Genomic DNA, 20,522 nt, shown 5'->3' with positions numbered 1-20,522 from the left:
GTGTACGAGGGCGACATCGCATCGGTACTGATCTCCGAAGAACAGATCCGTGCACGAACGGCGGAACTGGCTGAGGACATCGCCAAGCGTTACCCGGCAGGCGCCCCCGAAGGGGATCTCCTGCTGATCGGCGTCCTCAAGGGAGCGGTCTTCTTCATGACCGACTTCGCCCGCGCCCTGCCGATCCCGTCGCAGATGGAATTCATGGCCGTCAGCTCCTATGGATCCTCGACCTCGTCTTCGGGCGTCGTCCGCATCCTCAAGGACCTCGACAAGGACATTGCCGGTCGCCACGTGCTGATCGTCGAGGACATCATCGACTCCGGTCTCACGCTGTCGTGGTTGATGCGCAACCTCAAGACGCGTAACCCCGCTTCGCTCGAGGTCGTCACATTGCTTCGCAAGCCGGATGCGGTCAAGATCGACGTCGACGTCCGCGACGTGGGCTTCGACATCCCCAACGAGTTCGTCGTCGGTTACGGCCTCGACTACGCCGAGCGGTACCGCGATCTGCCGTACATCGGCACCCTGGACCCCGAGGTCTACGGCGGCTGAGCCTGCTCGCGCCTGAGTGCGGCTCAGGCGCGAACCCGACTCAGGGCGTCAGCAGCTTCTTCTGGACCTTGCCCATAGCGTTGCGCGGCAAGCTGTCCACCAGACAAACCTGGCGTGGGCGCTTGTGGATCGACAGTGATTCGGCGACGAAGTCCGAAACCACTGCACAGTCCGATACGTCGCCGACGATGAAGGCGACTATGCGCTGGCCGAGATCGTCGTCCGGCATACCGACGACGGCGGCCTCGCGAACGCCGGGGTATGCCAGAAGTGCCTGTTCCACCTCGCCTGCACCGATGCGGTATCCACCGGACTTGATCATGTCGACCGACTCGCGACCTACGATGCGGTGGAATCCGCTGTCGTCGATCACCGCGATGTCGCCGGTGCGGAACCAGCCGTCTTCGGTCATGGATTCCGCTGTCTTCGAGGGGTTCCCGAGGTACTCGTCGAAGAGAACGGCGCCCGCAACTTCCAGTTGCCCAAGCTGCTCTCCGTCGTGCGCCGACAATTCGCCGTTCTCGCCGCGCAACCTCGTCCTGACTCCCGGAACGGCGTGCCCGACCCAACCCGGGCGACGTTCGCCGTCGTGCGTCGTGCTGACGGTGATGAGGGTTTCACTCATTCCGTAGCGCTCGACGGGAGCCAACCCGGTCAGCGATTTCATCCGCTCGAACAATGGAACCGGAAGTGGTGCACTTCCGGACACGAGCAAGCGCGCGGATCGCAATGCTGCTGCCGCCGAGGGCTCACCGCACACGCGTGACCAGACGGTCGGAACACCGAAGTACAACGAGCCACCCGCTGCGGCATACGAATCCGGAGTTGGTCTGAAGGTATGAATCAGCGGCGAACCCACGCGCAAGGCGCCCAACACGCCGAGAATCAACCCGTGGACGTGGAAGAGGGGCAGTCCGTGGACGAGTGTGTCCTCTGGCGTCCAATTCCACACATGAGCGAGCGCGTCGAGATCCGCTGCGATCGATGCTCGCGAGAGGACAACGCCTTTCGGAGCTCCGGTGGTTCCTGAGGTGTACATGATCAGTGCGGTAGCTGCCGCGCTCGGCTCGGGATAGGACGTCGCAGATCGCGCGTGAATATCGATGGGAATCAACGGGATACTCGAATCCGACGGTCCGTCTCCGAGTATCAGTTCGGCCTGGGAATCGGCGATGATGTGCTGACGTTCGAGCGGGCCGGAGTCCGGTGGGATCGGGACCACGGCAGCACCGGCGATCAGCGCGCCGGCGACGGCGACCACTTTCTCGAGGCGGGCGGCGGCTTGTACTGCCACTCGCTGTGCACCATGGATTCGATCGGCGACCGCGGTGGCGGCGGCAAACAAGTCGGCGCGAGAGAGGGTTGCGCCTTCGCCGAAACTGACCGCCGCTCCGTGATCGTCGAAGATGCGGGGGTCGAGGGAGCGCAGAAGTGTGGATTCGCTGTTCATCGCGAGTTCCCTTTCTTTGAGTGAAGATTCAGACGGACCAGGGAACAACGAACAGCAGCCAGGCGAGAATCGGCGTCACCACCATGATGGTCATGCCCCACCGCATCGTCAGCCCGAACACCACGTCGCGTTCTTCCGGAGCGGCGTTCGCCACCACCAGAGCGCCATTGGTCGAGAACGGACTGCAATCGACCAGAGACGAGGAGATTGCCAGCGCGATGACCAGACCGGTTGCATTGACCTGACCGGTCATGAGGAAGGGAATAGCCAAGGGGATAAGTGCTCCCAGGATTCCGGTGGTGGATGCAAACGCCGATACGATCGCGCCGATCAGGCAGATCAAGAAGGCTGCGAGAAGTGGAATGCCGACGTGTGCAACCGAATCCCCGAGCCACTGGACGGTGTTCTGGTTCTGCAGAAGAGCGACGTACGTGACAATTCCGCCGATGAGGAGCACGGTGCCCCAGCTGATCTTGTCGACGGCGCCGCGGGCGGAGGCCGGGAAGATCAGGGTGAGAAGTACCGCGACAGTCAGTGCGGTGAAGCCGACGTCAAGGTCGAAGACCAAGGCGCCGAGTGCAAGTGAAGCCAGTCCGAGCAGGGTGAGTCGGCGCTCTAGATTGAGTGCTCCCTCGTGCGGAGCGGTCCCACCGGAGGACTTGCCGCCACCCTTCGAGCTGTCACCGGAACCCGAACCGGTGATGGTGTCGCCACCGCCAGACGCGTTGCCGACTGCGTTGACGAGCACGCGCTCGGAGGCGCCGCGCGCAATCAGTGCGCGACCGCCGAACGAGACGTACGCGATGGCAGCAACAACGGCCGCGGCCGCGAAGGTCGAGACGAACAGCAAGGCCGGGCTCGACGGGAGGCCGTTCTGGCGCATGACGTCGTTGGTGATGACACCGAAGATTCCGATGGGGGAGAAGCTGCCCGCCGTTGCGCCCTGGACGACCATGAAGCCCATCAGCATGGGGTGGATTCGGTAGCGGGTGGCGAAGCCCATTGCCACGGGCGCGATGATGGCGACGGCAGCGGGACTGACCGCGCCCATGGCGGTGACGGCCGCGCACACCGCGAACATCGCCCACGGCACGAGAGCCACTCGTCCTCTGACCGCCCGAACGGCCGCGTGAATGATCCAGTCGACCGTGCCGTTGTTTCTGGCCAGCGCGAACAGATAGGTGACGCCGACCAGGATGACGAAGAGGCTGGCCGGGAAGCCGTCGAGGATCTCGCTGGTATCGACGGTGAAGACCAGTGTTCCGACGACGAAGGCAGCCACCAGGGCAAGCGCACCCATGTTCACCGACCTCACGGTGGATATGACGAACACCAGGACAAGTACTGACAGGGCTATGACATTTGCCATCGAACTCTCAATCCGTTCGCGACCAGCTTGTGGTCTGCATCACTTGGAATTGGCCTAGCCTCTCTGCCACTGCTCCATTTGTCAAGTACACTCCGAGGCATGAATTCGACGTCATCGCCCGGCTCGCGCTCGGGCCTGCCCGGACGATTGAAGCGTCCGCGTCTGTACGAGCAGTTGGCCGAGCACATTTCGAATTTCATCGAGGCTCAAGGCCTTTCGCCCGGCGATCGGCTTCCTCCCGAACGCAGCCTGGCTGCCGAACTCGGCGTGAGTCGCGCGTCGCTGGCTCAAGCGCTCGTGGCCCTCGAGATTCGGGGCAGAGTCGAAATCCAGCACGGTAACGGAGCGGTGATTCGCGAAGCTCCGACGGCCGACGCGGGTAGATCTGCGGACTCGGGAGTGCGGTTGCAAGACCGAACCGTCGACGAACTGACTGCTGCCAGGGAAGCGATCATGGCCGGCCTGGCCCGGGCGGCGGCGTCGAATCTCAACGCTGCGCTGCGGGTCGCGATGCTGACCGACGACGGGACCGCGAGAAACTTCGCCGAGACGTGGCGCTGCGTCAGGCACCTGGCCGGAGGTGGTTTACTGGCTGACCTCGACGAGACCATCGCCCAGCAGGCGGACGTGCCCGAATCCTCGGCTCGACTGTCTTCGCGACTCGATCATCTCGCTCACCGCATCATCGACGGTGACCAATCGGGCGCCGCTGACGCTGTTGCGGGAATCCTCTCCGACACGGCCTGACGAATAACGACGGACAAGCGTCGGAAAAACGCACGATAACCACTATGAGCATGTTCGCTCACAGGAAACTGTGCTGCGACGTAGCCCGGGAACCTGATCGGCAATGCGCACGTTGAACACAGTGACGACCGTTCCAACCAAGCGGCACGGCCGCTGGCGGGCATCGATGGGGCCGATCGCGGTAACCTGCAGGTGTCCGGTTGGCAGCCGGAAGGCGACCTGGCAGACCCGCACTCTCGAAAGGACCGGCCACATCGGCCGACCTGTATGAACCGTAAGACTGTGTTCCGTAACGTGCTACTCGTAGCCGTCGTGCTGTTGGTGATCTATGCCTTCAGCTACTTCAGCAACGACACCCGCGACTTCAAGACCGTCGACACCTCGGTCGCGATCTCCCAACTCGACGCCAAGAACGTTGAGTCAGCGCAGATCGACGACCGTGAGCAGCAGGTTCGTCTGTGGCTCAAGAACGGCAACGACGCCACCGACGGTAAGACGCAGATCCTGGCGAAGTACCCCGCGAGTGCGTCGGAGCAGATCTTCGACAAGGTCGAAGGCGCCGGTGCGGACAAGTTCAACACGACGGTCACTCAGGAGAGCTGGCTGACGTCGATCCTTCTGTTCGTGCTGCCGATGATCATTCTGTTCGGCATCTTCTTCTTCGTCATGAACCGGATGCAGGGCGGCGGTGGTCGCGGCGGAGTCATGGGATTCGGTAAGTCGAAGGCCAAGCAGCTCACCAAGGACATGCCGAAAACCACGTTCGCCGACGTCGCCGGTGCGGACGAGGCTGTCGAAGAGCTGTACGAGATCAAGGACTTCCTGCAGAACCCGGCTCGCTACCAGGCGCTCGGCGCCAAGATTCCGCGCGGTGTGCTGCTGTACGGCCCTCCCGGAACCGGTAAGACGCTGCTCGCTCGCGCTGTCGCAGGCGAAGCCGGCGTCCCGTTCTTCACCATCTCCGGTTCTGACTTCGTCGAGATGTTCGTCGGTGTCGGTGCTTCGCGTGTTCGCGACATGTTCGAGCAGGCCAAGCAGAACAGCCCCTGCATCATCTTCGTCGACGAGATCGACGCCGTCGGTCGTCAGCGCGGCGCAGGCCTGGGCGGCGGACACGACGAGCGCGAGCAGACACTCAACCAGTTGCTCGTCGAGATGGACGGCTTCGGTGATCGCACCGGCATCATCTTGATCGCCGCAACCAACCGCCCCGACATCCTCGACCCCGCACTGCTGCGTCCGGGACGCTTCGATCGCCAGATTCCGGTCGGCGCCCCCGACCTCGCCGGTCGCCGCGCGATCCTGCGCGTGCACTCGCAGGGCAAGCCGATCGATCCCAACGCCGACCTCGAAGGTCTCGCCAAGCGGACCGTCGGAATGTCGGGTGCTGATCTCGCCAACGTCATCAACGAGGCTGCGCTGCTCACCGCACGCGAAAACGGAACCGTCATCACCGAAGCCTCGCTCGAGGAATCGGTGGATCGTGTTGTCGGTGGACCGCGGCGTAAGAGTCGCATCATCAGCGAGCACGAGAAGAAGATCACGGCGTATCACGAGGGCGGTCACACGCTGGCTGCTTGGGCAATGCCTGACATCGAGCCGGTCTACAAGGTCACGATCCTCGCTCGCGGTCGCACGGGTGGCCACGCGATGACCGTGCCAGAGGACGACAAGGGTTTGATGACGCGTTCGGAGATGATCGCTCGTCTCGTCATGGCAATGGGTGGACGCGCCGCCGAGGAGTTGGTGTTCCACGAGCCCACCACCGGAGCGTCGTCCGATATCGACATGGCGACCAAGATCGCCCGCGCGATGGTCACCGAATACGGCATGAGTGCCAAGCTCGGCGCGGTTCGCTACGGACAGGAGGGCGGGGATCCGTTCCTCGGCCGTTCGATGGGCGTTCAGTCCGACTACTCACACGAGATCGCCCGTGAAATCGACGAAGAGGTGCGCAACCTCATCGAGGCAGCGCACACCGAAGCGTGGGCAATCCTCAACGAGTACCGCGATGCGCTCGACCTCATCGCTACCGAACTGCTCGAGCGTGAGACGTTGACTCGCAAGGACCTCGAGAAGATCCTTGCCGGCGTCGAAAAGCGTCCGCGCATCACGGCTTTCAACGATTTCGGTGGGCGCACGCCTTCGGATCGTCCGCCGGTGAAGACTCCTCGCGAACTCGCGATCGAGCGCGGCGAAACCTGGCCGGAGCCCGCTGCCGCACCTGTTCTCGTCAAGGCAGGTGCACCCAACAGCGGTGCCCCCAACGGTGGTCTCCCCAACAACGGTGGTCTCCCCAACAACGGTGGTCTCCCCAACAACGGCAACCAGGGACCCTCGAACGGCTACGCACAGCCTTCGTACCCGCAGCCGAGTGCTCCGCAGCAGACTCCGCAACCGGGAACACCCGACTACGGAGCGCCCGCCGGATGGTCGGCACCGGGTTGGCCTCCGCGTGAGAACCCGTCGCCGACGTACCCCGGACAGCAGTCGGGTGGGTACACCGGTGGACAGAATCCGACCCCGCCGAACCAGTCGCAGGGCCAGTACGGTCAGCCCCAACACGGTCAGCCCCAGCCCGATCAGGGGCAGTACGGCCAGCCGCACCCGGGACAGCAGGCGTACCCGGAGCAGCCGCACCCCGGCCGTCGTTACCCCGCGCAGCCCGACTACCCGGTGCAGTATCCGGACAGTGGACCCTTCGCCGATCCGAACCGGGGAAACCCGTCGGGTGAAAACCAGTGGCAGAGCCCCGCACCGGAACAGCCGCAAACTCCTCCTCCGCATCATTCGGCTGAGGACGAGGGACCGAGCACCGTTCGCTGGGACGGACCGGACGGATCTCGCTGACCTTGCGCCACTAGGCTCTGCGGCGGGGGACCTGTGAACAATTCTCGAGGAGAGTTCGGTTGTCGGTGAATGATGTGGCCAGTGAACTGGTGTCGCTCGGAACGGGCCGCCCGTTCGATCAGGCGCGGGCAGAGGCTGCCGTACGGGAATTGTTGATCGCGGTCGGGGAAGATCCGGAGCGCCCAGGCCTGCTCGATACGCCGGCCCGGGTTGCGCGCTCGTACAAGGAGATCTTCGCGGGTTTGTACTCCGAGCCCGACGACGCGTTGAACACAACTTTCGACGAGGGTCACCAGGAATTGGTGCTCGTGCGAGACATTCCGATGTTCTCGACGTGCGAGCACCACCTGGTGTCCTTCCACGGTGTTGCTCACGTTGGCTACATCCCGGGAAAGTCGGGCAAGGTCACCGGTTTGTCGAAGCTTGCGCGCGTCGTCGACCTGTACGCCAAGCGTCCGCAGGTTCAAGAACGCCTGACCAGTCAGATCGCGGACGCATTGATGCGCAAGCTCGACCCGCGTGGAGCCATCGTCGTCATCGAAGCCGAGCATCTGTGCATGGCGATGCGCGGTATCCGCAAGCCCGGAGCCAGCACGACCACGTCTGCGGTTCGTGGGCTCCTGCAATCCAGCGCGGCCTCACGGTCCGAAGCGCTGGACCTCATCCTGCGTAAGTGAGCAAGATGTCCGCGGCTCCCGTTGCAGGCAGCGATCCGGCCCGGATGGTCGTGATGGGGATTCTGAACGTCACTGCCGATTCGTTTTCCGACGGTGGTCAATTTCTCGATCGTGACGCGGCGATCGCTCGCGGGCTCGAACTGCAACGCATCGGCGTCGACATCGTCGATGTCGGCGGCGAGTCGACGCGCCCCGGAGCCACCCGCGTCGATCCGAAACTCGAGGCGGACCGAATTGCCCCGGTGATCGAAGAACTCGTGGCAGCCGGAATTCGCGTCAGCGTCGACACGATGCGTGCTTCCGTTGCCGCCGCCGCGATCGAAGCGGGCGCAGGCATCGTCAACGACGTATCGGGTGGTCGCGCAGACCCCGACATGGCCTCCGTTGTGGCCGACGCCGGAGTGCCCTGGATCCTCATGCATTGGCGCTCGGCCGGTGACTACGTCCATCGTGGCAGCGCCGATCACTACGACGACGTGGTCCGCGACGTCCGTGACGAACTGCTGTCGCAGGTCGATCTGGCGTTGAAGGCAGGGGTCGATTCGTCGTCGATCATCCTCGACCCCGGCCTCGGGTTCGCGAAGAACGCCGACCACAACTGGGCCCTGTTGCGAGCACTACCCGAGTTCAACGCGACCGGATTCCCGGTACTGGTCGGCGCTTCCCGCAAGCGGTTCCTGGGGTCTCTGCTCAGCGATCCCGACGGCAATCCGCGTCCACCTGGTGGCCGCGAGACTGCGACGGCCGTGGTCTCCGCCCTTGCAGCGCGCGAAGGCGCCTGGGGAGTTCGGGTGCACGACGCACAAGCTTCGCTCGACGCCATTGCCGTGGTCGACGCCTGGAACCGTGGACGAGAAAGGGCCTGACATGGGGGACCGAATCGAATTGCGCGGACTGAAGGTTCGCGGCAATCACGGAGTGTTCGACCACGAGAAGCGTGACGGTCAGGACTTCTTCATCGACATCACCGTATGGATGGACTTGGCTCCCGCCGCGGCGTCGGACGACCTGACGCAGACCCTGCACTACGGCGAGTTGGCGGAAGCCGCCGCAGCGATAGTCGCCGGCCCGTCGCGCGATCTCATCGAGACCGTCGCCGCGGAGATCGCCGACGACGTCATGAAAGATTCGCGAGTCGAGAGCGTCGAGGTTGTTGTCCACAAACCGTCGGCACCGATTCCGCTGGTTTTTGCGGACGTTGCCGTCGTCGCGCATCGGACCCGATCGGCATGACGCGCGCTGTTCTGTCGATCGGTTCCAACATCGGCGACAGCGTGGCTCACCTGCAGTCCGTTGTCGACGGGTTGGGCAGCGCCGTCGTTGCTGTCTCACCGGTCTACTCGACCGCGCCGTGGGGTGGCGTCGAGCAGCAGGATTTCTACAACGCGGTGGTGGTGGTCGACGATCCCGAAGCCGATGCCGCTGAATGGCTTCGCCGCTCGCAAGCTCTCGAGGAAGCCGCAGACCGGGTGCGCGAACAGCGGTGGGGGCCACGGAGCCTGGACGTGGACGTAGTCGACTGCGAAGGCGTCGTCAGTTCCGATCCCGTGCTCACACTTCCGCATCCGCGCGCGCATCTTCGGGCATTCGTTCTCGTTCCCTGGCTGGACGTCGAGCCTGACGCGACGCTGATCGTCGACGGCCAGAAGTTGCCGGTGGCACAAATTCTCGACGGCCTCGATCGCACTGAGCGCGAAGGTGTCCGCACTACCGATATGGTGCTTGCGCGGTGACCGAAAAAGACAAGGGTTTGAAGCCGACCCGGATCAGTGAACTCGCGGTACTCGCCGCAGTGGCGGCCGTGGCCACCTGGATTCTGATTCGCGTGTTCTACGGTTCGATGCCGCCCATCCCCGTTTATGCGGGAGCGTCGCTCTACTTCGTCGCCGTTGCCGAGGCCGTCTTCGCTTTTGTCATTCGTTCACGCGTCAAGAACCGGCAGGTCGGCGACGGGCTCAGACAGCTTCATCCGATCACCGCCGCCCGAGCGCTGGCATTGGCCAAAGCATCCGCTTTGGTCGGTTCAGCTACCGTCGGTGTCTGGGTCGGAGTGCTGGTGTATCTCATCCCACAGCGCTCGGTTCTGCAGGCTGCAGCCTCCGACACGCCGGGCGCGTGGGTGGGGTTGGGCGCCGCAATTGCGCTGGTAGCGGCAGCTCTGTGGCTCGAACATTGTTGCAAGACGCCGGAAGATACACCTGACGAGCCTGCGCACTGACAGCCTGGTCGGCAAATCACCCACCGAGGTACGTGGCGACCCCGGTCTCGGCAAGTACCCTGGCAACCATGACAAATTCTGGTCGATCGAAGTCTGCGCGCCGAAGCAAGCGCAGCGCGAGCCAGATGATCATTGCTGCTCTTCTGGCACTTGCTGTCATTGCTTCGCTGTTTCTGATTTTCAGCAACAGCGTTCAGCTTCTTCGGGTGGGTCTGGTCGTCGCTCTGTGGGCAGCCACCCTCGGCGCTATCGCCATGACCAAGTATCGGCGTGAGTCGGCACTGGACAAAGCCAAGGTTGCCGATCTGCAGACCGTGTACGAACTGCAGCTCGAACGTGAAATTTCTGCTCGACGCGAGTACGAACTGAGCGTCGAAGGTCGCGTGCGACGTGAGGTGACCGCGGACGCGGAGGAGCTGGCCGGGTTGCGCGCCGAATTGGTGGCGCTGCGCCGAAACCTCGAAGCACTGTTCGAAGGTGGGCTGCTGCCCGAACAGACCGCGCTCAAGACCGATTCGACGCGAGTGCCGGAACTTGGCGGTAGTTCGTACGGCGCGTACCAGCCGGCACCGTCGGGGTTGTACGTTCCCGGCGCCGGCCAGAGCGGGCCCAGCCAACCGGCACCGAACGTCGGCGGCTTGGCTTCACCCAACGACGATCCGGTGACTGCTGAGACAACCGTCGTGTTCGCGGAGACGTCGTGGCGTGACAGCAGCTTCGTGGCGCCGCGCGTCATCCCGACCCAGAAGTCTCGAGAGACGCAGAAGCCACAAGAGACGCAGAAGCCCCAGAGCGGGAACCAAGCACCGAGTTCTCCGGTGAGTTCCTCGCCGACACGAACGGTGAAAGACGTTCCGGTGAAGAAGGATTCGGAGCCGGTCGCGCCGGTCGAGCCTGAAGTCAAGGCTCCCGCCCAGGCCCCGAACATCGAAGATGCCGTCATCGAAGACGCTGTCGTCGAAGAGGTGCCCGAGGTTGTTCCCGCGGTTGTTCCCGAAGCTGTCGCGGAAGCTGAACCCGAATCCGCTGCGGAGCCTGACGCGGAGCCGCGACGTCGTCGCCGTGCTGCTCCGGAAGATGCCGCCAGTGGTGCTCATTCCAACGGATTGACCGTCGCCGAAATCATGGCGAATCTGAGTTCGAACAACCCGTCCGAAGGCTCCGGTCGACGCCGTCGCCGAGAGGACTGAGTCGCAGATCACTCGCCCGGCCATGGCATGACGGTTCGGGCGAAGGATATCCTCGGACGCAGAACGTCTGGTACCCGCCGAGCGGGACTGGAACGAACGAGAGGAATCCGGTGACTTCCTTCGGGATCACTAATGGACCTGCACCTGCGCGATTGACGGTAGGAATTGTCTCCGCAGGCAGGGTCGGAACAGCTGTCGGTGCCGCATTGGAGCGAGCCGGTCATGTTGTCAGCGCTTGCTCCGCCGTTTCCAGCGCCTCGGTTGCCCGCGCTGTGAAGCGGCTTCCCGATACCGAAATTCTTCCGGCTGCCGACGTCGCAGCTCGTTCCGAGTTGCTGATTCTCGCCGTTCCTGACGATCAGCTTGCGGATCTTGTTCGAGGTCTGGCGGCCACCCATGCCGTCAAGCCGGGCACGCTCGTCGCCCATACGTCCGGTGCCAACGGGATCGCGATCCTGACTCCACTCACCGAACTGGGCGCACTACCCCTGGCTATCCATCCGGCGATGACGTTCACCGGTCACGACGAGGACACCGCACGGCTGTCGTCGGCATGCTTCGGAATCACCGCTGCCGACGACATCGGTTACGCGATCGCGCAGTCACTGGTCCTCGAGATCGGCGGCGAGCCCGTCCGAGTGCGCGAGGAGAACCGCGCGCTCTACCACGCCGCACTGGCTCACGGCAGTAATCACCTGGTCACGCTCGTGGTCGACGCCGTCGAGGCCCTGCGAGCGTCGTTGCAAGGTGACGAGCTGCTCGGTCAGCAGTTGGTCGACGGCGATCCGGGTGGAGTGGCCGAGCGAGTCCTGCAGCCGCTGCTGTCGGCGGCCTTGGACAACGCGCTACGACGCGGTCCCTCGGCGTTGACCGGCCCGGTGGCACGCGGCGACGCTGCTGCCGTCGACACACATTTGCGCGTACTGACAGACCTGGATCCGGAGCTCGCTGCCGGCTATCGGGCAATGTCCTTGCGATCGGCCCAGCGGGTGGGCGCCCCCACCGAATTGTTCGACATCTTGACTGAAACGGGAGGTGACCGTCGTGAGTGATCTGCAGGGCGGATACAAGCGCGGCGAACTGACGGTGCACCACGATCCGGACAAGCTTCGGCGCGTCTCGCGGGCACTGCGAGGTGTCGGGCGTCAGGTGGCGCTCGTTCCGACGATGGGTGCGCTGCATGCCGGCCACATCGAACTGGTTCGTCAGGCCAAGGTCACCGGCGCCCTCGTGATCGTTTCCATCTTCGTGAACCCGCTCCAGTTCGGTGCCGGTGAAGACCTGGACGCGTACCCGCGCACTCTCGATGCGGATCTCGACCTGTTGCGCGCCGAGGGCGTCGAATTGGTGTTCGCGCCGAGCGCCAAGACGATGTACCCGCGTGGTCAGCGCACCACCATCGTGCCGGGCCCGTTGGGTAGCGAACTCGAAGGCGGAGCGCGCCCCACTCACTTCGCGGGAATGCTGACGGTAGTGGCGAAGCTGCTGCAGATCGCGGCACCCAATCACGCGTACTTCGGTGAGAAGGACTACCAGCAGCTGACGCTCATCCGTCAGATGGTGTGGGATCTCAACTTCGATGTACAGATCATCGGAGTTCCGACGGTTCGCGAGTTCGACGGCCTCGCGTTGTCCTCTCGCAATCGCTACCTCGACGAGAACCAGCGCGCGGCAGCGGTCGCGCTGTCCGCCGCTCTGATCGCCGGTGCACACGCGGCGGCTGGGGGAGCGGAAGCAATCCTGGAAACCGCACGCGCTGTTCTGGCAGCTGTTCCGGAAATCGAGGTCGACTACCTCGAGGTTCGGGGCGTCGATCTGGGCCCCGCGCCCGAGCGAGGTGACGGCCGACTGTTGGTGGCCGCCAAGCTCGGAACCACCCGTTTGATCGACAACGTCGGTGTCGCGGTGGGAACCGGCTTCCTCGAGCGTGACACCGACCCATCCGCCGACGCCATCGACGACCTGCTGTCTCACTGAGCACTTTTCACGAGTAAGGACCTGGATATGTTTCGCACGATGATGAAGTCGAAGATCCACCGCGCCACCGTGACTCACGCCGACCTGCATTACGTCGGCTCCGTCACCGTCGACCAGGATCTGATGGACGCCGCAGACCTCCTCGAAGGCGAACAGGTGTGCATCGTCGACATCGACAACGGTGCGCGTCTCGAGACGTACGTCATTGCCGGCGAGCGCGGAACTGGTGTCATCGGAATCAACGGTGCGGCAGCGCATCTGGTCAAGCCAGGCGACCTGGTCATCCTCATCGCCTACGGCGTGATGAACGAGCAGGAAGTCAAGGAGTACTCCCCGCGCGTAGTCTTCGTCGATGCCGACAACAAGCAGATCGAACTCGGTTCAGACCCGGCTCACGCGCCGGAGGGTTCGGGTCTGATCACCCCACGCATGCTGTCGACGCTCGAGGCCTCGCGCGAATCCAGCCTGGTGTAATCCATGCTGCTCACGGTCGACGTCCGGAACACCAACATCGTTCTCGGTCTGTTCTCCGGGACTGGTGAGTATTCGAAGCTGTTGCAGGACTGGCGAATGCGAACCGATCCTCGGATGACTGCCGACGAGTTGGCGTTGACCTTCCGTGGGCTGTTGGGTTCTCATGTCGATCAGATCACCGGCGTTGCGGCGCTGTCGACAGTGCCGTCCGTCTTGCGTGAAATCCGTGTGATGCTCGAGCGGTACTGGGGTCACGTTCCCCATGTGGTGGTCGAACCGGGTATTCGCACCGGAGTGCCACTGCTGGTGGACAACCCCAAAGAGGTGGGAGCCGACCGGATCGTCAACAGCCTTGCCGCTCACCATCTTTACGAGGGGCCATGCATTGTCGTGGACTTCGGTACGTCGACCTGTGTCGACGTCGTTTCCGCCAAGGGTGAGTTTCTGGGCGGCTGCATCGCGCCCGGACTCGAGATCTCGACCGATGCCTTGGCGTCGCAGTCCGCTGCGCTGCGCAAGGTCGAATTGGTGCGCCCGCGTTCGGTTGTCGGCAAGAATACCGTCGAATGCATGCAGTCCGGTGCGGTATTCGGCTTTGCAGGCCTCGTCGACGGATTGGTCAACCGCGTCCGCGACGAACTACCGGAGTTCGGTGGTGACGACGTCTCCGTGATCGCGACCGGGGACAGCGCACCGCTGATCATTCCCGAATCCGACACCATCGATCACCTCGAACGGGACCTCACCCTCGAGGGGCTGAGGTTGGTCTTCGAGCGCAATCAGGCGCGTCGTGGATCCGGTCGACGACCCGTCGCCTGATCGATGGTTTCGTTCCAGCGGTTTCGCGATTGCAAAAGTTATGCCACAATGGTGCTCGTGAATCGCTGCATGGGTGCTCAGGAGTGTTGTCGAGGCTGACCGCTGCCTTGACCAATTCACATTCCTTGGAGCTAGCTCGTGCTATCCACATATTCTGCAGATCTCTCTGTTTTGGCCCCGACCCTTACTGCTGACCGTGCGGTTTCCGCAGGTCGTAGCGCTAATCGTGGGGCGTCCGGACGCCGCCCGAGTGGTGCGTCGTTGCCCACCCGCCTTCGCCCGGCCGATCTGCTGCGGCTGACCGACGAGGGAGCAAACGGCGTGCTCGACGGCCGTTTCGACCACCTCATCCCCGACACCTTCCCGACGCTCGACCGTTGGTCCACCCGCTTGCACGCGGACGACGACGTCGATGTGTGGCTCATCAGTTGGGTACCCGAACGCAACACCGAATTGCACGACCACGCAGGCTCGTTCGGCGCCTTGACCGTCCTCAGTGGTTCGCTCACCGAATTCCGTTGGGCCGGTGACGCCCTGGTGGAACGCCAGCTCGACGCCGGCGACCAGGCTTCGTTCCCGCTCGGCTGGGTTCACGATGTCGTGCGTTCGACGGATGCTCCCGGTGCTCCGATCGAAATCAGCTCTGATGCACCGACTCTAAGCGTTCACGCGTACTCGCCGCCGCTGACGGCAATGTCCTTCTACGAAGTGACGGATCACCGGACACTTCGTCGCACCCGTACCGAGCTGACCGACCTGCCCGAGGGGGGCACCAAATGACCATCGACCAAATGCTCGACGACGCTCGCGCACAGATCGATCGTATGTACGTCTTCCAGCTCACCGAAGCCTTCCACCGCGGCGCGATCTTCGTCGACATTCGCCCGCAGGCGCAGCGCGCCATCGAGGGAACTCTTCCCGGCGCACTCGCGATCGAGCGGAACGTGCTCGAATGGCGCCTCGACCCCACCAGCAGCGCACACCTCGCGTTGGCCACCGACCACGACGTCGAGTGGGTGATCGTCTGCTCCGAGGGGTACACCTCGAGCCTGGCCGCAGCGTCGTTGCAGCAGTTGGGTCTGCACAAGGCCACCGATCTCGTGGGCGGGTACCAGGCGATCAAGGCCGCCGGCCTGCTCGGTGCGCTCAGCGGAGTTCGTCATTGCTCCCGCGAGTTGGCGGCGGTTTCGGCTCATTGAGGTATTTGCTGTGCGCCTTTATTAACCGCGGGCGGTTAATAAAGGCGCACAGCGGGTCTGGCGGTACATCTTCGGGCTCATTCCGTGATGACGGGTGAACGCGGTTGTGAGGGCAAAGGGGCTCGAGTAGCCCACTTCTCGCGCGATCGACGACACCGTTCGTGCCGGGTCTGCGAGTAGATCCGCCGCCACGGACAGTCGCCACTCGGTCAGATAGCCGACAGGTCCGAGCCCCATGAGGCTGGTGAACCGGCGCGCGAAGGCCGCTCGCGAGCTGCCGGACTCCTGGGCCAGGCTCGCGACTGTCCAGGGGTGTTCCGGCCGATTGTGTATGAGCCGCAAGGCATGCCCGATGACGGGATCCTCGTAGGCCTTGATCCATCGCGGTGATCGATTCGGGTTCTCGGCGAACCACGTACGGACCGCCGATATCAGGACAAGGTCCAGGAGCCTGTCCAGCAACACTTCCTGCCCCGGCCCGTCGGCGGCGATCTGTTGTTCCAGAAGGTTTGTCATCGGCGCGGTTTCGATGCTGCGTCGTACTACCGCGACGGGTGTCAGGCTGTCGAGGATCTGACGGCTGACATAGGAGTCCAAACGGTATGTGCCCGTGAGCATGACGGTCTGACCACTGGTCGAGTTGCCCCAGGTGCGAACGCCGAGAACCGACATGTCCTCGAGTGCTGTGCCGTCGACCGCAGCGCAATTCTGTGCTTCGTCGATCAGTACGTGGACTGGTGTGTCCGGGTGATCGGCGACCGTATACGGATCGGGGCCGCGCAACAGTGCAACGTCGCCGGCCTCGAGATCTTCTGTCTGTCCGGTGTCGGAGACGACGACCGCGCTGCCTCGAACCAGAACCAGCACGGTGATCGGTGCGTGGTCCTCGATACGTAATGACCACGGTGGATCGAGCAGCGAGCGCAGTAGAAAAGCGCCCTCCGCCCGCGATCCGGCCAGCATCATCGACAATGCATCCATGCTTCGACGGTAGACGCTGGCGTATGTTTTTGCGACCTTCGGCTATGGATCGTATTGACGCTCCGCGGTCGAATGAGTGCATGACGACAACAAGCGACATTCAATCGGCAGTAGTGATCGGTGGTACCGGCAAGACCGGTGCGCGCGTTGCGCAGAGGCTGACGGCGGTGGGAATCCGTACCCGAATCGCGTCGAGAACATCCGGGACGCGTTTCGACTGGAACGATCAGACGACGTGGCAGCCAGCAGTGTCCGGCGTCGACGTGGCATATGTGACGTATGCGCCAGATCTGGCTGTTCCGGAATCGAGCGCTCACATCGAGGAGTTCGCGGAGCTTGCGTACCGCGAAGGGGTTCGTCGCATGGTGCTCCTGTCCGGGCGCGGTGAACCGGCGGCGCAGAAAGCCGAGCAGGTTCTCGCCGACAGCGGTCTGGAATGGGCTGTGGTGCGGGCCAGTTGGTTTGCCCAGAACTTCAGTGAGGGGTACCTACTCGATCCGATTCGGGAAGGCCACCTGGCACTTCCGGTCGGTGAGGTGGGGGAGCCGTTCATCGACGTCGACGATCTCGCCGACGTGGCGGTGGCCGCATTGACTCGAACCGACCTCCTCGGCCGAGTTCTCGAGGTGACAGGTCCGGAGTTGCTCACTTTCGCGGCGGCGGTGGATGCGATTTCGACGGCGTCGGGTCGTCTCGTGACATTCGAAAGAATTGGACTCAAACAGTTTTCCGACGGCATGGCGGAGGTCGGCGTCCCGAGTGACGTCGTGGAGTTACTCATGTACCTGTTTGCCGAGGTTCTCGACGGACGAAATCAAAGTGTGACCGGCGTCGTCGAAGCGGTCCTGGAACGACCCGCTCGAGATTTCACCACTTTTGCCGCCGAGGCTGCCCGAACGGGGGTCTGGTCGTGAAGAAATCCGAGATTTTCTTGGAGCTGCTGCTCGGGGTGACTGCGCTCGGCGCGCTCGTCGCCGGTGGTGCGTTGTTTGCCTTCTCGTCCTTCGTGATGCCCGCTCTGCGGTCGGTCGATGCACATACCGCGATCACGTCGATGCAGGCGATCAACGTCGAAGCGCCGCGTAGTGCGTTGATGCTGCCGCTGGTCGGATCGGCGCTCACCGCGATCGCCGCTGGAATCTGGGCAGCGATCTCCAGACCGGACGGCTGGGTCCTTGCTGTCGTTGGTTGCGTCGGGGTGCTCGCGTCCTTCGCGGTGACCGCGATCTACCACGTCCCTCGCAACGACGCGTTTGCCTCGGTCAGCACTACCGACGCGGCCGCATGGGCGTCGTACGAGGCGGGTTGGACTATGTGGAATCACGTTCGGGTCGGGCTGTACCTGCTGTCGGGAATCGTGCTCGCGGTGGCCGCGGTGCTACCAGCAACAAACGCGGTGGACACGGCCCAGTAGTCTTGTACCCCGTGAGTGATGTAGAAGCCCAGCCAGTCGACGACACCCCCGAGCAGCTCCGTATCCGGCGCGAGAAGCGTGAACGGATCCTGGCGCAGGGGCAGGAGGCGTACCCGGTTTCGGTCGATCGCACCCACACGCTCGCGCAGATCCGCGCGGAGTACCCGGAACTCGAGCCGGACACGGCGACTGGTGTGCTGGTAGGCGTCGTCGGCCGCGTCATCTTCATGCGCAACACCGGCAAGTTGTGCTTCGCGACTCTGCAGGAAGGCGACGGTACCCAGCTGCAGGCCATGATCAGCCTCGCCGGCGTCGGCGAAGAGGCACTGGCTGCCTGGAAGTCCGACGTCGACCTCGGCGACTTCGTCTTCATCCACGGTGAGGTCATCAGCTCCCGTCGCGGCGAGCTCAGCGTGATGGCTGACGCGTGGCAGATCGCGTCCAAGTCGCTGCGCCCCCTGCCGGTTGCTCACAAGGAAATGAGCGAAGAGTCCCGGGTGCGTCAGCGCTACGCGGATCTGATCGTTCGCCCCGAGGCTCGGGACAACGCCCGCAAGCGCGTCGCTGTTGTCCGTGCGCTGCGCAATGCACTCGAGAGCCGCGGCTTCCTCGAGGTCGAGACGCCGATGCTGCAGACGCTGCACGGCGGCGCGGCAGCTCGCCCGTTCGTCACGCATTCGAACGCCCTCGACATCGACCTGTACCTGCGTATCGCGCCGGAACTGTTCCTCAAGCGTTGCGTCGTCGGCGGTATCGAGAAGGTCTTCGAGATCAACCGCAACTTCCGCAACGAGGGCGTCGACTCCACTCACTCGCCCGAGTTCGCGATGCTCGAGACGTACGAGGCCTACGGCACGTACGACGATTCCGCGAAGATGATTCGTGAACTCGTCCAGGAAGTTGCGCAGGAAGCATTCGGCACGCAGGTCCTCACCCTCGCCGACGGTTCCGAGTACGACGTCAGTGGCGAGTGGCAGGTTCTCGAGATGTACCCGTCGCTGTCGGCTGCCATCGGCACCGAGGTCACGCCGGATACGACGGTCGACGAGCTTCTCGCTCTGGCGGAGAAGGTCGGCCTCGAGGTTCCCAAGGACAAGGGTTACGGCCACGGCAAGCTTGTCGAGGAGCTGTGGGAACACCAGTGCGGCGATCAGCTGTACGTGCCGACGTTCGTCCGTGACTTCCCGGTCGAGACGTCGCCCCTGACCCGTGATCACCGCAGCAAGAAGGGTGTCACCGAGAAGTGGGACCTGTACATCCGCGGATTCGAGTTGGCGACAGGCTACTCCGAACTTGTCGACCCGGTCATCCAGCGTGAGCGCTTTGTCGACCAGGCGCGCCTCGCGTCGGCAGGCGACGACGAAGCGATGGTGCTGGACGAGGAGTTCCTCGCCGCGATGGAACAGGGCATGCCGCCGACCACCGGCACCGGCATGGGAATCGATCGACTGCTGATGGCTTTGACTGGTCTCGGTATTCGCGAGACGATCCTCTTCCCGATCGTTCGTCCGTCCGCTCGCTAGCTTTACTTCGATCAAGGTTCGGCCGCACATGTTGCGGCCGAACCTTTTTCAGTTGAGGCGCTCCCAAGGTATTCGATAGTTCCCAACGACATTCGCCTGCGGCAAAGGATTCATCCATGCGCGGTCGCCCGAGTTTCGGACTCTCGAATTGTTGCGATGATTTGGTCGATCGTGCCCTGGTTGAGTGCGTCAGGTAGTCCCTGATCCGACTGGACAAGGAAGACCATGACCTCGGCTGTGGAGTATCCGGGTGTGGTGACGACATCGAATTGTGCTGAGGGCGGATAGCATTCGTTGTCCGCCGGGATATTCGTGACGGTTGCGGCGTGCCGGATCGCAGGGCGTCCGGAGATGGTGAAATTCGTGGGTCCGCCGTAAGCGATACTGGCGAGAGTGCCGTTCTTGGAGGCGAAGATTGCGCTCGGTAGAGGTCTTTTCTCGAGCCGTCGTCTGTCATGATTCCCCCGTCTGGATGCATCCCCCGATGCGTCGCGAGGAGTGTATCGGCACTGTGCTTGTCGCAAGACAAGTCGACCGGCATACCCGGCGGCGAGAAGTCCCAATCATCCTGACGAGCCGAGACAGGACGTTTGTCCAGGTGCTATTGTCGCTGCTTATCGAAGGATCTGGGGAGGAATGGTCGTGGTGAAAAAGGTTGTTGTCACGATGGTTGACGATCTGGACAAAAAATCGCCCGCGGACGAAACTGTGGAGTTTTCCGTCGACGGAGTTGCTTACGAAATCGATCTCACCGCCGCCCACGCCGCGGAACTGCGCGATGCACTGAAAAAGTGGATTCCTCATGCGAGAAAGTCGAATTCCGCCAAATCAGTCAACGGAGCGGTGACCAAATCCCGTCCCGTTGCGGACCGCGATCAGAGTGCCGCCATCCGCGAATGGGCCAAGGGTGCCGGCTTCGAGATTTCGGCCCGCGGTCGTATTTCCACCGAGGTGCGCCGAGCCTACGAAAAGGCCGTCTGAAATGGATCGCGAATGGATTCGGGCGCATTTTGCCGAAACGGATTGATAACGCGTTCTAGTTTGTTAGCGTCTGCACGGTTCGCATCTCTCGTAGAGGA

22 protein-coding genes are annotated in these 20,522 nt (G+C 63.3%); 19 read left to right on the top strand and 3 right to left on the bottom strand.

Features of this window, described 5'->3' with window-relative positions:
- Positions 1–555 carry a hypoxanthine phosphoribosyltransferase gene (hpt, locus tag ACYP01_RS11730; RefSeq protein WP_003941159.1) on the top strand — a complete coding sequence of 185 codons (555 nt, stop codon included), beginning with the start codon at positions 1–3 and terminating at the stop codon, positions 553–555.
- A gap of 40 nt (positions 556–595) precedes the next feature.
- On the opposite strand, the gene ACYP01_RS11725 is transcribed toward hpt, so the two are convergent.
- Both ACYP01_RS11725 and ACYP01_RS11720 read right to left on the bottom strand, forming a co-directional pair.
- Positions 596–2,005 (bottom strand): acyl-CoA synthetase, encoded by a 1,410-nt coding sequence (locus ACYP01_RS11725; protein ID WP_459680080.1) that lies wholly within the window; start codon positions 2,003–2,005, stop codon positions 596–598.
- Between the two features lie 28 nt (positions 2,006–2,033).
- Positions 2,034–3,374: an SLC13 family permease gene (locus ACYP01_RS11720; RefSeq protein WP_042451970.1), complete on the bottom strand. Its 1,341-nt coding sequence runs from the start codon at positions 3,372–3,374 to the stop codon at positions 2,034–2,036.
- Positions 3,375–3,473: 99 nt separating this feature from the next.
- Here ACYP01_RS11720 and ACYP01_RS11715 point away from each other — a divergent pair, with 99 nt between their 5' ends.
- The 14 genes from ACYP01_RS11715 (at position 3,474) to ACYP01_RS11650 (ending at position 15,525) form a co-directional block, all read left to right on the top strand.
- The gene (locus tag ACYP01_RS11715; protein WP_459680076.1) at positions 3,474–4,121 is read left to right on the top strand and encodes a FadR/GntR family transcriptional regulator; all 648 of its coding nucleotides are present in this window, start codon (positions 3,474–3,476) and stop codon (positions 4,119–4,121) included.
- A 267-nt stretch (positions 4,122–4,388) separates the two neighbouring features.
- On the top strand, positions 4,389–6,971 hold the full coding sequence (gene ftsH, locus ACYP01_RS11710) for an ATP-dependent zinc metalloprotease FtsH (protein ID WP_269614206.1): 2,583 nt from the start codon (positions 4,389–4,391) through the stop codon (positions 6,969–6,971).
- 59 nt (positions 6,972–7,030) lie between these two features.
- Complete coding sequence (gene folE / locus ACYP01_RS11705; protein WP_019746783.1) at positions 7,031–7,648, top strand: GTP cyclohydrolase I FolE; 618 nt, start codon at positions 7,031–7,033, stop codon at positions 7,646–7,648.
- Between the two features lie 5 nt (positions 7,649–7,653).
- Positions 7,654–8,514 carry a dihydropteroate synthase gene (folP, locus tag ACYP01_RS11700; protein ID WP_020968349.1) on the top strand — a complete coding sequence of 287 codons (861 nt, stop codon included), beginning with the start codon at positions 7,654–7,656 and terminating at the stop codon, positions 8,512–8,514.
- 1 nt (position 8,515) lies between these two features.
- A complete protein-coding gene (folB, locus tag ACYP01_RS11695; RefSeq protein WP_003945780.1) occupies positions 8,516–8,881 on the top strand; it encodes a dihydroneopterin aldolase in 366 nt (121 codons plus the stop codon).
- Entirely contained in the window at positions 8,878–9,381 is a 504-nt protein-coding gene (gene folK, locus ACYP01_RS11690) for a 2-amino-4-hydroxy-6-hydroxymethyldihydropteridine diphosphokinase (RefSeq protein ID WP_042451964.1), read from the top strand. The genes folB and folK overlap by 4 nt, the downstream gene beginning before the upstream one ends.
- A 17-nt stretch (positions 9,382–9,398) precedes the next feature.
- Positions 9,399–9,866, top strand: coding sequence for a DUF3180 domain-containing protein (locus tag ACYP01_RS11685; protein WP_153213529.1), 468 nt, complete (start codon positions 9,399–9,401; stop codon positions 9,864–9,866).
- Between the two features lie 68 nt (positions 9,867–9,934).
- The gene (locus ACYP01_RS11680; RefSeq protein WP_215515638.1) at positions 9,935–11,056 is read left to right on the top strand and encodes a DUF6779 domain-containing protein; all 1,122 of its coding nucleotides are present in this window, start codon (positions 9,935–9,937) and stop codon (positions 11,054–11,056) included.
- A gap of 110 nt (positions 11,057–11,166) precedes the next feature.
- The gene (locus ACYP01_RS11675; RefSeq protein ID WP_003945822.1) at positions 11,167–12,108 is read left to right on the top strand and encodes a Rossmann-like and DUF2520 domain-containing protein; all 942 of its coding nucleotides are present in this window, start codon (positions 11,167–11,169) and stop codon (positions 12,106–12,108) included.
- Positions 12,101–13,033, top strand: coding sequence for a pantoate--beta-alanine ligase (gene panC, locus ACYP01_RS11670; protein WP_459680068.1), 933 nt, complete (start codon positions 12,101–12,103; stop codon positions 13,031–13,033). The genes ACYP01_RS11675 and panC overlap by 8 nt, the downstream gene beginning before the upstream one ends.
- 27 nt (positions 13,034–13,060) lie before the next feature.
- Complete coding sequence (gene panD, locus ACYP01_RS11665; protein ID WP_003945761.1) at positions 13,061–13,507, top strand: aspartate 1-decarboxylase; 447 nt, start codon at positions 13,061–13,063, stop codon at positions 13,505–13,507.
- 3 nt (positions 13,508–13,510) lie between these two features.
- Positions 13,511–14,326: a type III pantothenate kinase gene (locus tag ACYP01_RS11660; RefSeq protein WP_007726991.1), complete on the top strand. Its 816-nt coding sequence runs from the start codon at positions 13,511–13,513 to the stop codon at positions 14,324–14,326.
- A 261-nt stretch (positions 14,327–14,587) separates the two neighbouring features.
- On the top strand, positions 14,588–15,106 hold the full coding sequence (locus ACYP01_RS11655; protein WP_007726989.1) for a cysteine dioxygenase: 519 nt from the start codon (positions 14,588–14,590) through the stop codon (positions 15,104–15,106).
- On the top strand, positions 15,103–15,525 hold the full coding sequence (locus ACYP01_RS11650; protein WP_003945445.1) for a rhodanese-like domain-containing protein: 423 nt from the start codon (positions 15,103–15,105) through the stop codon (positions 15,523–15,525). The genes ACYP01_RS11655 and ACYP01_RS11650 overlap by 4 nt, the downstream gene beginning before the upstream one ends.
- A gap of 21 nt (positions 15,526–15,546) precedes the next feature.
- Here the strand turns inward: ACYP01_RS11650 and ACYP01_RS11645 are convergent, their stop codons facing one another.
- The gene (locus ACYP01_RS11645; RefSeq protein WP_459680063.1) at positions 15,547–16,506 is read right to left on the bottom strand and encodes an AraC family transcriptional regulator; all 960 of its coding nucleotides are present in this window, start codon (positions 16,504–16,506) and stop codon (positions 15,547–15,549) included.
- Positions 16,507–16,586: 80 nt separating this feature from the next.
- Here ACYP01_RS11645 and ACYP01_RS11640 point away from each other — a divergent pair, with 80 nt between their 5' ends.
- The 4 genes from ACYP01_RS11640 to ACYP01_RS11625 all read left to right on the top strand — a co-directional run bounded on the left by ACYP01_RS11640 (position 16,587) and on the right by ACYP01_RS11625 (position 20,424).
- On the top strand, positions 16,587–17,420 hold the full coding sequence (locus tag ACYP01_RS11640; RefSeq protein ID WP_459680061.1) for an NAD(P)H-binding protein: 834 nt from the start codon (positions 16,587–16,589) through the stop codon (positions 17,418–17,420).
- Positions 17,417–17,920, top strand: a complete 504-nt coding sequence (locus ACYP01_RS11635; RefSeq protein ID WP_054826783.1) for an anthrone oxygenase family protein — start codon at positions 17,417–17,419, stop codon at positions 17,918–17,920. Before ACYP01_RS11640 ends, ACYP01_RS11635 begins: the two co-directional genes overlap by 4 nt.
- A gap of 11 nt (positions 17,921–17,931) precedes the next feature.
- The gene (gene lysS, locus ACYP01_RS11630; protein WP_003945834.1) at positions 17,932–19,443 is read left to right on the top strand and encodes a lysine--tRNA ligase; all 1,512 of its coding nucleotides are present in this window, start codon (positions 17,932–17,934) and stop codon (positions 19,441–19,443) included.
- Between the two features lie 642 nt (positions 19,444–20,085).
- The gene (locus ACYP01_RS11625) at positions 20,086–20,424 is read left to right on the top strand and encodes a histone-like nucleoid-structuring protein Lsr2 (RefSeq protein WP_003945673.1); all 339 of its coding nucleotides are present in this window, start codon (positions 20,086–20,088) and stop codon (positions 20,422–20,424) included.
- The last annotated feature ends 98 nt before the right edge of the window (positions 20,425–20,522 follow it).

The organism is Rhodococcus sp. no. 34 (assembly GCF_054589475.1).
The sequence above is the reverse complement of the archived record's forward strand: the minus strand, read 5'-3'. Positions and strand labels throughout refer to the sequence as shown.